Source organism: Parageobacillus sp. KH3-4, assembly GCF_022846435.1.
In the GTDB taxonomy this organism is placed as follows: domain Bacteria; phylum Bacillota; class Bacilli; order Bacillales; family Anoxybacillaceae; genus Parageobacillus; species Parageobacillus thermoglucosidasius_A.
Genome location: NZ_AP025627.1, coordinates 1,758,340 through 1,771,532, shown reverse-complemented (window position 1 = coordinate 1,771,532; position 13,193 = coordinate 1,758,340). Strand labels below are relative to the sequence as shown.

The following is a 13,193-nucleotide window of genomic DNA, read 5'->3' as shown; positions in this document are numbered from 1 at the left end:
ATACGCAAACGATTATAAGGCAAGTATATGAGGTGGCTACATGCCCATTGTCTTTTCTTTGTCTTTCTCCATGTTAGACACTCGCCCATACCTTTTTTAAAAATATTACTATTTATGGAATAAAAAGCTAAAGATTAAAGAAGATGGATCGATCATTAAAATGACGTACATAATTCCAATTCCTGTGCTAACAAGCCCCCACTCATGATGGAGCTTAGTTGTATTATCTGCATGTCCTACATATAAAGAACTTGTTTTTCACAAAAAAATAAACGGCAGGCTCTCAATGGACGCAGCTTGATTTTCTCTTTTAGTTTTCGCTAAAATATGATAGAGTTTGTCTGCATAATGCTTTTGATCTTTATTTATTCAGCAAAATATACCGATAAAAGAATTTATTTTCCTCCCCTAAAAGAACGGCAAATGGTGAAAATTCGTATTCCTTTCCAAAAAAATTATTCAAGGGGTTGGAATAAGGATGAAAAGAACACTTTTGGGATTATTACTATTTTTATTAGTATTCATACTTACTGTTGGTTGCAGTTCTAAAACTGAAGAAAATTTTCATCATGGTATTGGTAATTTTCAAAATGCTAATTTTGCATCAGAAAAACTTCTGAGAAGCCATTATATCAAGCATGTAGTTAAACAAAAGGAATTTGGCAATATCACAATGGATGAATACTTGGAAGGGGCAAGGAAATTAATTAATTCAAAACCAGGTGGGAATATCTTAACAAAAACTCGTTCAAACGGAGACATCCTGTTTTATAATCAATCGACTAATGAGTTTGCTGTAGTTACAAAAGATGGCGTTATAAGGACTTATTTCAAACCTAAAGAAGGGATTAAGTATTTTAAGAGGCAATAGGAGATGATAAACATGAAAAATATATGCCCTGTTTGTGGTTATGATGGGTTAGAAGAAATGCCTTACGACCATGACGGTAATCCCTCTTATGAAATATGTGATTGTTGCGGTTTTGAATTTGGATTTGATGATGATAGTGAAGGACTTTCATTTGAGGAATATCGTAAAAAATGGATTGAAGAGGGAGCCAAATGGTTCAATCCGGATATGAAACCTAAAGGCTGGGACATTAAACGGCAACTATTAAACATTAATGTTCAGTTATAGAATTTGCTGCTTATCAGCACTGTGTCTTATTTTGCAAAGAAGAGTTGGAACCTTATAATGCGCCAAAAAAGTGTTTACTCTAATAAAAAAGTAAACACTTTTTTGGCTGCTAACTATAGTATTGTCCAGTATAGAACCATTTTTTAATCATATAAAGACATCCTTACTGATTATTAACATTTTTATGGTTACATTCTTCTACTGTTTTGACTGCATTCCCCTTTTTATCTGTACACCAAGATTGAGATTGGAAAGCCAGAAAAATTGCTATCCACCTTTTTTCTTGTTCAAAATGTATTAGAATTCCCCCATCTTGCCATATTCCGTTATCTTTTTTCCATCTCCCTACGTTTCCTTGGTTCATATGAATATCATGTATACCATTACCAGGTAAAAAGCCAAAATACTTATCAGGTTTATTTTGTTCTGGGCCCCACCTCTCTCCAAAAGCGTATATGATTGCCTTCTTATCAATAGCTTGCTGAATATAATGTTGAATCTTTTCGTTCAAATCGTTATCTGGCCCCTCTACATCAGCTGGGAGGGGGATCATTTTTCTGGGATCGAATAAACTTCCTCTTATATAATCAAGTCCAATGTCTGGATTATTGTTTTTTATAGGGGTAAAACCGAACTCTAAGCCAGGTAACTTTGTAATATTTTCTGAATGGAAATCCTCCCCAACAAAATATAATACTTCTGAAGGATAAGATTGAGATTTAATATTAATGGCTATTCGGTACTGAATCCCTTCCTCATCCTTGATAAGAACTTGATAATGAGAATTCTGTCCTCTTCCCATCATAGAGTCTACCGGTTTCCCTTTTAGAACTCCATAATTTTTTAAAGGCAAATTCCATCATCTCCTGTTCATTTTTATTAGTATTTATTGCTTAAAACTTAAATACATACGCAAATAATCTCCCTAAAATTATCCATCCTACTTATGAATTCAACATCTGCATCTAATAAACCTTCAACAAATTCCCAAAAACAGAAAAGATTTTCACTCATCTTTGCTACGTAAACCGGGAGATCTGAATTCCAATGCTGGCGACACAGGCGCACCAACATACAGGAATTTTATCGATGCTGGGTTTCAAGATGTTTGGATAGAGGTAGGTAAAGGACAGGGCTTTATCCGCTGCCAGGATCCTGATCTGTTGAATGCTGTGTCCGCCCTGAACAGAAGAATAGACTTGATTTTGTTTAAAAACGGTTGGAAGCCGATTGTGGCCGATTTGGTTGGAAAAGAACAACGTGACAGAACGCCAACCGCTTTCTGGCCGTCCGATCACGCCGGAATAGTTGCTAGCTTAGTCCTCAAGAAAGAGCTATGTTAGAAAGGTTTACATTGAATGATCGAATGATTAAAAATAGGTTGTATATCAGTTTGACATTTCATAAAATAACTTTCGATCACCTGCGCCTCTAGCGCAGGCTTTTTTGCACAAGCATTATGCTAGTTATTGTCTGCCTATTTCTAATTCTTGAATTAACTTAATCGTATCATTATACAAACTTAATTGATGTCTATAGGGTTCTAATTTGGTCTTTGGTGACACTTGATTTAAAGGCTAACATCATAATTTGATGAATCACATTAGCACCTTCCGCATTTACCAATCGAATTATAAAGTTCTCCAAAATTTCCATATAAAGCAGAAAATGAAATAGAAAAATTCCTGCTTCTTAAGCTAACTGGCAGATTATTTGAATAGGAATATAAAAAAACTATTTGACTATGACATTACGTCACCCTTTATCTTGTAAATAGAAAGGAGGAAACAACTTGGATCGGAATTTTTACCGTATCACCGAGTTTGCTCGGAAGGCTTCTGTTTCAGTTAGAACGCTGCGCTATTACGATAAATTAGGCTTGTTAGTACCCAAGCATAATCAATTAGGTCATCGACTTTATACAGATGAAGATCTAATTCAACTTCAATATATTTTATCTCTAAAGTTTCTTGGATTTCCTCTAAAAGAAATTAAAAATTTCCTTAAAGTTGATGCTAAACATCTACAAAAACGATTGATGCAACAGAAAGCAATGATGAAGAGGAAAATCGCTCAAATCGAAAAAATAATTGAAGCAATTGAAAACGTAGAAAATGCTTTAATGTCAAATAAAATGGATTACAACTCCATAATAAATACGATCCAAGTGATACAAATGAAACCTGAGTGGGTAAATCAATATCTCACTGCTGAAGAACAAAAGACAATAAGAGAATTGGTAAAACAATCATATTCGAAAGAAGCATTACAAAAATTAACTGCTAAAGGTTGGACAGAAGAAGACCATAACCAGCATATAAACCAATACCAATTATTTAGAGAATCGTTGACAAAACTTGTTAAAGAAGGTGCCAGTCCTGATAGTCCTGAAGCGCAGGAACTTGTAAAATTTTTGATGGAGATGATTCATCGTCGCTCACAAGACGACTCAGATATTAAGGAAGGCATGAAAACGATTTGGGAAAACTTCAACTCATTACCAGATCAAGCAAAACCAAAATTGTATACAATTCCAGATAACGAAAAAGAGTTTATAAAAGAAGCTTGTATCATATATCATAAAGATAAAAATAGATAAACATTATGAAAAAAGAGTGGCTACTCCCCCCTCCCATGGTCATTCCTCCGCTGTTTTTAAATAAAAGTAAAAACAAAAACTGAACTCATGAAGTTTACATAAGATATTTAAAGAAATCTTGCAAAAATCAGTTTTGCCGCCAAAAAGATGCTCACTACATCATTGGCGACATACGTTTGCTACATTGTTGATAATAGTAACCGAGATCCAATCACTGAAAAAACCGTGAAAGGAGGTATTTTAATTGGTGGCAAGACAGTTTCCATCCATAAATTGCATTAAATATGTACGACTATTGCCAATGGGAAGTGGAAAAATTTTATCTTCAGGTTTTTCCATAAGCATTGCTTCTCCAAAGTGAGACAAAATACAGTTTCCATCTTTAAATGGCTTAACATCGATAACTAATACACAATATCATAATGCAATGAAACATCTTGCACTTTACTAAAGAATTGGGATGATGAAATTGTTAGCTGAAATCCACAATAAAATCTCACAGACTGGCAGCAACTTATCAGATCGTCTTGAAGATAAGCTTACAGGCGATTTCTTTGGAACTATTCGTTATCTGCCTTTTGAACTTGGTTTAAAGCATGTTTTCGTAACAGTGGAATTCAGTCAAGACCAAATCAAGAAAAATTGGCTGAAATTTATTGAGGAACAAAAAGGTTACATAGTTCAGTGGGAGTTTTGGCACCGCGGGGAAGAGGGTGAAATTGATTTATTAATCAGTAATGACAAAGCGGTCATTGGTATAGAAGTTAAGTATCTAAGTGGTATTTCATCTGAAGACCAAGATGACGGAATTCAAGATTATACAGAAAGCTTAAATCAGTTGGCGCGCTATTCACGAATGATGGAGAAGCTTTCCAATGGACGGGAAGCATACTTGTTATTCCTCGCCCCATACGAGATGATGAACACGGTCAAGAAAAATATTGATAATCGTTCTATTATTTCCCCCTCAGTAAAACTTGGGTTTATGTGCTGGCAGGATATTTTAGAATCGTTAAAAAGCCTGAATCTTGATGGATTAGAGATAGGGCAACAGTTGATATTAAATGATTTACAAGCATTATTAACGAAAAAGGGATTTATTCGGTTTAACGGATTCAACTCAAAAATATTCAACCAACCGATTACGAGAACAGCGTATTCCTTCAATCATGAGGATTCTATAAGTGAGGGAACTTGGGCTTGGCCAGGCAAAATCATTGAGGAGGATGTTTTTTATGTCTACAACAACGACTAATATGGGCCAAAATATATCTAATGCTGTTTATGTCTTAAGAGAAACCTATAAAAATCTGAATTTGTTATTTTCAGAACTTGATCGAATTGGAGAGAAAGAAGGTTTTATTCCAATTACCCCAAGATTTTTACGTTGGAAATCAGATTTAGATTATGACGGCTGGTTGATAAGCAATTTTATCAAATTGTATCAATTAGAAAAGGATCCACCTTTAAAGAATATTCCGCATATGAAGGATGGATATCTTTACGGCATTGAGATAGATCTAGGAGAAAATGAGTATCCTATTATTTCATTGATTAGATACAACTTTGATTATTCCGGCTGGACGAGAATACCGACTGTTTCGGACCATTGGGTTTTCTGGGATCCATTCAGGGTAGAGAAGTTCTTTAAAATTACTGAAAGTAACGGCTTATGGACAAGTATACCATTAGAAAAAGCTAGGGAACGTTACTGGGGAATAAAAAATGCGGTTGCAAAGGAAATTCCTTTATTATCCATTACCTCACCTGAAGACATTAGAACGAAAATCTTTCAGGAATTAGAGAATCTCTCAATAAATTGACAATCTCTCATCATTCGGATTAATAAACTGACACAAAAGGTCGATTCAGCAACCTTTTGTGTCAACTTTATCCATATATTGCTTTATGTATGCGAAGTTAAGTTGATTACTCAAGATGACGGAAGCTGCAATCAACTTTTTTGACTGCTATTGCTCCGCTAACCTTCTTTCCTTTTGCTATATGCTTTTTCCCGCCCCCATGTATCAGGCAATCTGGCCAATAGCTGCATCCCGGACCTTTACAGAGCTTCAACTCAAATATAACAAAATTACCTTCCTCGCCAGCGGCTAAAATATCCATAAGGCCCGACATCAGTTAGATATTCCATCCACTTCGTCCTTCATCGCCAGTGTATAACCACCTTTTCCCGTTCACGTTGAATTTCCCACAAGGAGCGTACAAAACTCCAACATCTTGTGCCGCATCACTTATTTTAAAATCTTAAATCCGTATTTCTCAAAGATTTGCAGAGAATCTTTTGTCTGTAGGTATTTGTAGAAATCCGTAGCTTCTGTTTTATGCTTCGTATTCTTGATGATGCCAACTGGGTAAATAATGGGATCATGCATATTAGCGGCTGCTGTGTCGACAATTTTTACCTTATCGGATATTTGCGCATCGGTTTTGAATACAATCCCTGCATCTACGGAATTTGTTTCTACATACGATAATACTTGACGCACATCCTTTGTGTACACGATTTTCCCCTTTACTTTTGTCCAAAGATTTAGCTTGGTCAGTGTTTGTTTTCCGTACTGACCTGCCGGAGTAGTTTCAGGATTCCCTATCGCCAATTGCTTTATGTTGCTGTTTGCCAAAGACGGAAATCCTTTTATGGTGCCTGCTTTGTCTTTTGGAACAATTAGAACGATTTCATTTCCTAACAAGTTCTTACTCTCTTCCTTGTTAATCAATCCTTTGTCTACGAGAGGACGAAACTTATTTTCAGCAGCAGAGAAGAACAGGTCTACTGGCGCCCCTTGTTCGATTTGCTGTTGCAATGCACCGGAACTTCCAAAGTTAAATGCTAATTTTATATTTTTATGTTCTTTTTCATACTTTTTCTGAATTTCCGCCAAGGCATCTTGTAAACTGGCGGCTGCTGAAATGGTTAATGTTACTGTCTTCTTCGATTCCTGTTTTTCCGCTTGATTCGCACAACCAAAAATAAAGAGGAGTGAAGCACACAAAAACACACTCATGATGATGCGAATAGAATGCTTCATGCTTCTGTTCCTTCCTTTCTTACTTACTTATTATGTATTAATTAGTATAAACTTATTATAATTATTTATAACTATTTTGTACATCATATAATTAAATTATATAAGATATAATTATAATTTAATATAATGTTTCTCTCGCATCAAACATCGGAACATAAGGCTTAATCCATAATACATCGACATTTAGAACATGAATATCGTGCTTCTCAATACTTTTCATCGACCGACAGAAAAAACTGGTTGGATTTGGTCTTTTCGAGAATTTCGTTGCAAAATTCCATGTGGAAAACCAAAAGCCAGAGATTTCAAGAGAAACCTCTGGCTTTTGATGAATTTACTTCACCACTCTGCTAGTTTTATTTCACGTTTCATAAACCACCTGTCCAGTTTGTGATAAATCATAACCACCTAATGCTTCCAAATCGCCTTTAAATTCATCAGATCTTAAAATTTGTAGGACTTGACTAATTAATTCTCTATTCTCATCGTTCTTTAAAATAACCAAATCATACTTTTCGTTCACTAACGGAATGAAATCAACATCTCTTACTAAGTTAGCGCCCCTTTCAATTCCTACTCCGACATCAGCATCCCCTTTAGCAACAGCACTTGCGACACTTACATGATTTGTTACCTCATTGTCATAACCATTAATTTCAGATATAGGTATGCGATGCTTTCTCAAACTTTCATCTAGCAAAACTCGTGCACCTGCCCCTTTTTCTCGGTTCACAATTTTAACATCTTTTCTTCTTAAATCTTCCCAATGTTTGATATTCAATGGGTTTCCTTTTTTGACATAAAAGCCTGCCTTCCTTGTTAGTAAACGGATCACGATATACTGAAAATTAACCAGTATCTTACTTATATACGGAACATTATATTCACCGGAGATTCCTTCGATTAAGTGCGTACTTACAATGTCTGAATATCCTTGATACATTGAAATTAGACTTTCTAAGCTTCCAACATAAGAACGTAGCGGCCGAAACATTTTCGAGGATTTTTCCAAGTAGTTAGCCAAAATATCTAAACTTATATCTTGGCCACTTATGACTAATTGTCTAACTTGTGAATACCCTTGTGCTCCAATCGTTGTTTCTTTATTTGATGATTGTGAGGAGCTTGGCTGCAACTTTCCTTTTGACCTTTTTATATACTCTTCTAGATCGGAAGGATCAATTCTCATTTGCCGCCCGACACGATAAGCAGGTAATAAGCCTTTTTTCACTAAATCATATACGGTTAATTTTGAAACCTTTAATATGTGTGCAACTTCCTCGGTTGTATAAGAATGATTTTTTTCCATACTACTTACTCCTTTATTTAGAAAATTCGTTATAAGCAATTACATTTAATTATAATTAAATATATATAATTATAATTTCGATAATTCGATAAGAAGATAGCTATGTATGAAATAGTTTATATTTATTTTATTATATCATGTTTTTTGTTTGGCTCTTTGTTGTATACGATTCATTGCCTACCACGGAAACACCTCAACGTTTGTATACTGATTCTTATTTTTTCATTACTTCTACTCCAAAACTTACAACAATTAAAAATAACTAAATTGTACGAAAAGGTGAATGGAAAATACGAATTGCGCTCCACATCATGAGGAAGCAAAAAAATTAGAGGATCGAATTTTATATTTACGCGAAGGAAAAATTCGCGACAGTGAAATGAAAACGAACCTTACCATTGAGATAACACATTTTCTCTCGTTTGTTAGGCTCTCAAGAATACGAATAAAAAATATAATGAGCAATAAACGAAAAATTCTCACCCGCAAATCGGAAACATTGAATTGGAATCCAGATGAAGCGAGTTTTTTGGATGGCTGAAACACCGGGGGGATCAGCACGGCTGGCTTGTGCGCATAACTAATCCAACATGGCAGCGAGCCAAGTGCACTTTATCGCAATATTCTCAATAAAATTTGTTTATAGAGAATTCTCTTTTTGTTGGATGCAGATTTTACAGAATAACAGAATTTTACCTACATATTGCACGCTGCACGTGAAATTTTCCCCATGGCTGATGCACCTTTGCCATACAGGAAATTCACGTTTTTTGTACCATCTTATTATCATAAAAAAATTGTGGCCAAGTACATTTTGTGGCGAAGAGCCATAAATGTTCATCACCACAAGATGTACTTGATTTTTTGCAGAAATTAGTTATTGGATCATTCTTATAGCTGAGGTATCATGTCCATTTATTTACAAAATTAGGTTTGAAATTCTCCATCAATTGATAAAGAGTAGCCACATTGTCAGCACTTATAATTAACTTTAGATTTTCAGGCTTTGCAAAACCTTTATCGACAGTATGTTCTAACATTTTTATGAGAGGATCGAAGAAACCATTGACATTAAGCAGACCAATTGGCTTATTATGTATGCCTATTTGCAACCAAGAGAGCACTTCAAAAAGTTCTTCATAAGTTCCATAACCTCCAGGCATGACAATAAATCCATCTGCTAACTCATACATTTTCGCTTTGCGTGTATGCATTGTGTCTACAATAAAGAGTTCACTTATATTTTCATGTGCTAGTTCCTTATCTTTTAAAAACTTGGGTATGATCCCAATAACATGGCCTTTATGGCTTAAGACAGCATCTGCAATTTCCCCCATTAGCCCCGCCTTCCCTCCGCCGTAAATCAGGGATATTTTTTTATTGGCAAGGAACTTTCCAAGCTCTCTGGCTGCTTGCCTATACTCCATGTCATTCCCATAGTTTGAACCACAAAATACACAAATGGATTTCATCTTTCTCACCTTCCCCGTTGATTATTATTCCAATTACTTACAGGAACACTCTACATATTAAGCGGCATTGGAGAGTAAGTCAAGACTTTATGGAAATTTTTTCAGGCCGTTCATCCCATGAAGTTAATTATTCGAACAAATGATAGTGATCGATGGATACCTCCATTCCCCATTAATGCAATATGCCGCTACATTGATATAAATAATAAAATATTTATTTTTTTAATAAACGGTTAATTACATAGGCAACTCCATGTTCATCGTTCGTTAATGTTACTTCCTTTGCAATGTTTTTAATTTCTTCACATGCATTTCCCATGGCGATTCCTTTACCTGCAACAGAAATCATCGAATAATCATTCATGCTATCCCCAATCGCAATGGTCTGGCTAAGGGGGATACCTAGTTCTTTCGCAAGTGTTTTTAACGCATTCCCCTTTGAGGCGTCGATGTGCTCTAATTCAAAGTTGTAATTTGCAGATGTTACAAGCGTTAAGTCATTGCAATCCTTGAATTTTTTCCATCCTTTATTAAGTTTTTCTTTATCAAAAGAGAAAACAAGGATATTGTAAATGTTAATGGATGTTTTTAATAGCTCTTTATATGAAGAAATGAAGACAAAGCCAGATTGGCTATATTGCTTCAGAGCAGCGGATTTTAGTTCTTCGGTGTCTAGTTCCGGGTTTGCGCTTATCAGACGATCCATCTCAATGGTTAAAAGCTCTCTTCCTTTTTGAGGAGTAAAAATGGCAGAATCGCTAAACACTTCATAGTAATATTCTTCTTGTTCTAGCCATTGAAGAATCTCAATCGCCTTATCTTTATCCAACGGAGTGGAAAGAAACAGCTGTCCATTCGGTTTATGGATGGTAGCTCCGTTTGCACCTATGATCCATGTTTGAATACCTGTATGTTTAAATATTTCTTGGACATCAAAATGAGCTCTCCCTGTCGCCACTACAATCTCGATTCCGTTCTTTTGGGCTTCCTTAATCGCTTGTATATTTTCTCTACTAATTTCATTATGCTTATTTAGCAAAGTGCCATCTAAATCAATCGCGATTAACATTTTCAATTTCATCTTCCTCCTCGTCATGATCATCTGCAACCAATAGGTCAACGGAATGTTTTTTTAATAGCTCCCTAAAAGGCTTCGGTGGTGTTTTATCTGTAATTAAAAGGTCAATATCACTCAAATCAGCAAAACGGTAAAAGTCTGTAACCCCTAATTTTGAATGATCTGCTAGAACTATGACCTGCTTTGCTTGTTGCAATATTTTGCGTTTGACCATTCCATCTTCCTCGTGTGCAACCGTAAGTCCGTTCTCTGAAATACCGACTACCCCTAAAAATGCCTTATCAACATAATAATTAGATAATCGTTCAATGACAGATTCTCCATATAGAAAACGATGCTCTTTTTCTAGTTCTCCACCAAGCAAATGAATTCGAATTCCCTGTTTGGATGATAAAATATCTGCTTGGTTAATAGAATTCGTAATAATTGTGCAACGTTGATCACCAAGATATTCCGCACATGCTTGAACAGTAGTGGAAGCATCCAAGATGATCCTGTCACCGCTGTTAATTAAAGAAGCTGCTTTTTTTCCGATAATTTTTTTCTCATGGGGAACCGTTTGAAGTCGGTGATAATATCCTTTAATCTCATTGTGGACAGGGGGTAAAATCGCACCTCCGCGCGTGCGGATAATCAGCTTTTGTTCTTCGAGCTTAACAAGATCGCGCCGCGCCGTATCTCTGGAAACATTGTATAATGAGCAAATTTGCTCAACTGTTATTCGCTTATTTTTCTTTAAAAAGTCGAGGATTAAGAGCAAACGCTCATCTTGATACATCTCCCCACCTTCTCTCCAACAAATGAAAATAAATCAGCTCATAAGTAATTATAAGTAAAAAAATTATAAAAACGCAAGTTATTTTAAGTATTTATAAGTCATTTTATTCATGTTAACGATGGTATGAATGGATGAAAAATTATAAAACGAAAGGAGCTTGATATCCTAAGCTCCTTGAAAACACAAAACAAATGGAAGACACGTATAAATGGCGGAAACGTGGGAATATGCAACACCTGTTGACGTTCTTTTCCTAGCCTTCACGACGATAGAAACGGGAAAAGGCAAGGTATTTGAAAATTGTCGGCACCTCCATCCTTTCATATGTTGAAAGCTTTCCGTAAAATTCATCGATGGCCGTCATTATTACCCTAAGAAACATCTTACAAATAAATTCTGTTTCTATGCCAGAAAATAATCTGAATATTTTGATATAATATATCAAAAAACTCGCTTCATATTGGCCATCCTTTTCGTTAGATTTTCATGTCCCCGTGGCGGATTTGAGAGGTTTCAATTTGAATGGTTGTATGCCGAATTTTAAAGTGTTCCTCAATAAAATGGATCGCTTCTTGCAAAACCTTTTGGCTATCTTGATGATCTGCAATCAAAATATGGCAACTTAATGAATCCAACCCTGATGTAATCGTCCAAATATGGAGGTCGTGAACATCAATCACTCCTTCAATGCTTTCTAAAGCTTTTTTCACTTCATTGAGGTCAATGGTAATGGGCGTTCCTTCTACTAAAATGTGAACTGTATGTTTAATTACTCCCCAAGCGCCTTTCAAAATTAACAAGGCAACCAGAACAGAAATAATGGGATCTGCTACATACCAACCAAACAGCCACATGACAAGCCCAGCGATAATAGCGCCTACAGACCCCAAAGCGTCACCAATCACATGAAGATAGGCACTACGAAGATTGACATTATTTTTCACATCCCCTTTTCTCATCAACGCCCAGGCACTTAAAAGATTGGCAAAAAGACCAATGGAGGCAATCAGCATCATAGAGGCGCTAGCTACGGTTGGTGGGTTGTAAAAACGCTGGATTGCTTCCCATACGATAAACCCAGCGATAACAAACAAGGTAACTCCATTAAATAAAGCTGCTAAGATTTCAAAACGATAAAAGCCATACGTTTTATTGGGGGAAGCAGGTTTGGTGGTAAACCAAATTGCAACTAGACTGAGAGCAAGTGAACTGGCGTCACTAAGCATATGACCAGAGTCAGAAAGAAGGGCTAGGCTGTTGGTGATTACCCCCCCAAAAAACTCTAACAACATAATCCCAGCGGTAATGAGAAGTGCAATCGTAAGCCCTTTTTTGTTCCCATCTCTATCGTGGTCGTGGTGATGATGGTGACCGCGGTGGCCGTGAGAATGATAATGATGGTGGTGATGATGCATGATAAAACGCCTCCTTAATGATGTTCAGAATGGTCAATGGCTTGTTTTAATAACGAAATAACATGTTCATCAGCGCAGGAGTAAAATAACGTTTTCCCTTCGCGACGATACTTCACCAATCTCAGGTTTCGCAACATACTCAGCTGATGTGAAACGGCTGATTGAGACATTTCCAATATTTCTGCTATATGATTGACGTTGCACTCTTCTTGCGATAACAAATAAAGAATTTTGATTCGTGTCGGGTCGGATAATACCTTAAATATTTGCGATACATTTTCAATAGTTTCAGATTTTAAGAAAGAATGGTCTTCCATCTTCATGATGATTTCCCTCACTTTATTTATTATATAT

Annotated in this window: 14 protein-coding genes; 5 read left to right on the top strand and 9 right to left on the bottom strand. The window is 36.0% G+C overall.

Annotation, left to right across the window (positions count from 1 at the left end; all coding sequences use genetic code 11):
• The first annotated feature begins 478 nt into the window (after nucleotides 1-478).
• Both MWM02_RS09215 and MWM02_RS09210 read left to right on the top strand, forming a co-directional pair.
• Entirely contained in the window at nucleotides 479-871 is a 393-nt protein-coding gene (locus MWM02_RS09215; protein ID WP_198401581.1) for a hypothetical protein, read from the top strand.
• Nucleotides 872-883: 12 nt separating this feature from the next.
• Nucleotides 884-1,138 carry a hypothetical protein gene (locus tag MWM02_RS09210; RefSeq protein WP_064551905.1) on the top strand — a complete coding sequence of 85 codons (255 nt, stop codon included), beginning with the start codon at nucleotides 884-886 and terminating at the stop codon, nucleotides 1,136-1,138.
• A gap of 163 nt (nucleotides 1,139-1,301) precedes the next feature.
• On the opposite strand, the gene MWM02_RS09205 is transcribed toward MWM02_RS09210, so the two are convergent.
• Nucleotides 1,302-1,991: a DUF2278 family protein gene (locus tag MWM02_RS09205; protein ID WP_064551904.1), complete on the bottom strand. Its 690-nt coding sequence runs from the start codon at nucleotides 1,989-1,991 to the stop codon at nucleotides 1,302-1,304.
• 939 nt (nucleotides 1,992-2,930) lie between these two features.
• On the opposite strand from MWM02_RS09205, the gene MWM02_RS09200 reads away from it, so the two are divergent.
• On the top strand, nucleotides 2,931-3,737 hold the full coding sequence (locus tag MWM02_RS09200; RefSeq protein ID WP_244403522.1) for a MerR family transcriptional regulator: 807 nt from the start codon (nucleotides 2,931-2,933) through the stop codon (nucleotides 3,735-3,737).
• Between the two features lie 240 nt (nucleotides 3,738-3,977).
• Here MWM02_RS09200 and MWM02_RS09195 read toward each other — a convergent pair whose 3' ends face one another.
• A complete protein-coding gene (locus MWM02_RS09195) occupies nucleotides 3,978-4,103 on the bottom strand; it encodes an aminoglycoside 6-adenylyltransferase (RefSeq protein ID WP_244403521.1) in 126 nt (41 codons plus the stop codon).
• 103 nt (nucleotides 4,104-4,206) lie between these two features.
• Between MWM02_RS09195 and MWM02_RS09190 the strand changes: the two genes are divergently transcribed.
• Both MWM02_RS09190 and MWM02_RS09185 read left to right on the top strand, forming a co-directional pair.
• Nucleotides 4,207-4,992 carry a PD-(D/E)XK nuclease family protein gene (locus MWM02_RS09190; protein ID WP_244403520.1) on the top strand — a complete coding sequence of 262 codons (786 nt, stop codon included), beginning with the start codon at nucleotides 4,207-4,209 and terminating at the stop codon, nucleotides 4,990-4,992.
• Complete coding sequence (locus tag MWM02_RS09185; protein ID WP_244403519.1) at nucleotides 4,973-5,560, top strand: hypothetical protein; 588 nt, start codon at nucleotides 4,973-4,975, stop codon at nucleotides 5,558-5,560. Before MWM02_RS09190 ends, MWM02_RS09185 begins: the two co-directional genes overlap by 20 nt.
• A gap of 429 nt (nucleotides 5,561-5,989) precedes the next feature.
• Here MWM02_RS09185 and modA read toward each other — a convergent pair whose 3' ends face one another.
• The 7 genes from modA to MWM02_RS09150 form a co-directional block, all read right to left on the bottom strand.
• Nucleotides 5,990-6,787: a molybdate ABC transporter substrate-binding protein gene (modA, locus tag MWM02_RS09180; RefSeq protein WP_481861755.1), complete on the bottom strand. Its 798-nt coding sequence runs from the start codon at nucleotides 6,785-6,787 to the stop codon at nucleotides 5,990-5,992.
• Nucleotides 6,788-7,148: 361 nt separating this feature from the next.
• A complete protein-coding gene (locus MWM02_RS09175) occupies nucleotides 7,149-8,096 on the bottom strand; it encodes a helix-turn-helix transcriptional regulator (protein ID WP_244403518.1) in 948 nt (315 codons plus the stop codon).
• Nucleotides 8,097-9,001: 905 nt separating this feature from the next.
• Entirely contained in the window at nucleotides 9,002-9,568 is a 567-nt protein-coding gene (locus MWM02_RS09170; protein ID WP_244403517.1) for an LOG family protein, read from the bottom strand.
• A 214-nt stretch (nucleotides 9,569-9,782) separates the two neighbouring features.
• Nucleotides 9,783-10,649 (bottom strand): Cof-type HAD-IIB family hydrolase, encoded by an 867-nt coding sequence (locus tag MWM02_RS09165; protein WP_244403516.1) that lies wholly within the window; start codon nucleotides 10,647-10,649, stop codon nucleotides 9,783-9,785.
• A complete protein-coding gene (locus MWM02_RS09160) occupies nucleotides 10,621-11,424 on the bottom strand; it encodes a DeoR/GlpR family DNA-binding transcription regulator (RefSeq protein ID WP_064551893.1) in 804 nt (267 codons plus the stop codon). The genes MWM02_RS09165 and MWM02_RS09160 overlap by 29 nt, the downstream gene beginning before the upstream one ends.
• Nucleotides 11,425-11,900: 476 nt before the next feature.
• Complete coding sequence (locus MWM02_RS09155; RefSeq protein ID WP_244403515.1) at nucleotides 11,901-12,839, bottom strand: cation diffusion facilitator family transporter; 939 nt, start codon at nucleotides 12,837-12,839, stop codon at nucleotides 11,901-11,903.
• A 14-nt stretch (nucleotides 12,840-12,853) separates the two neighbouring features.
• Complete coding sequence (locus MWM02_RS09150; protein WP_064551891.1) at nucleotides 12,854-13,162, bottom strand: ArsR/SmtB family transcription factor; 309 nt, start codon at nucleotides 13,160-13,162, stop codon at nucleotides 12,854-12,856.
• Nucleotides 13,163-13,193 lie beyond the last annotated feature (31 nt).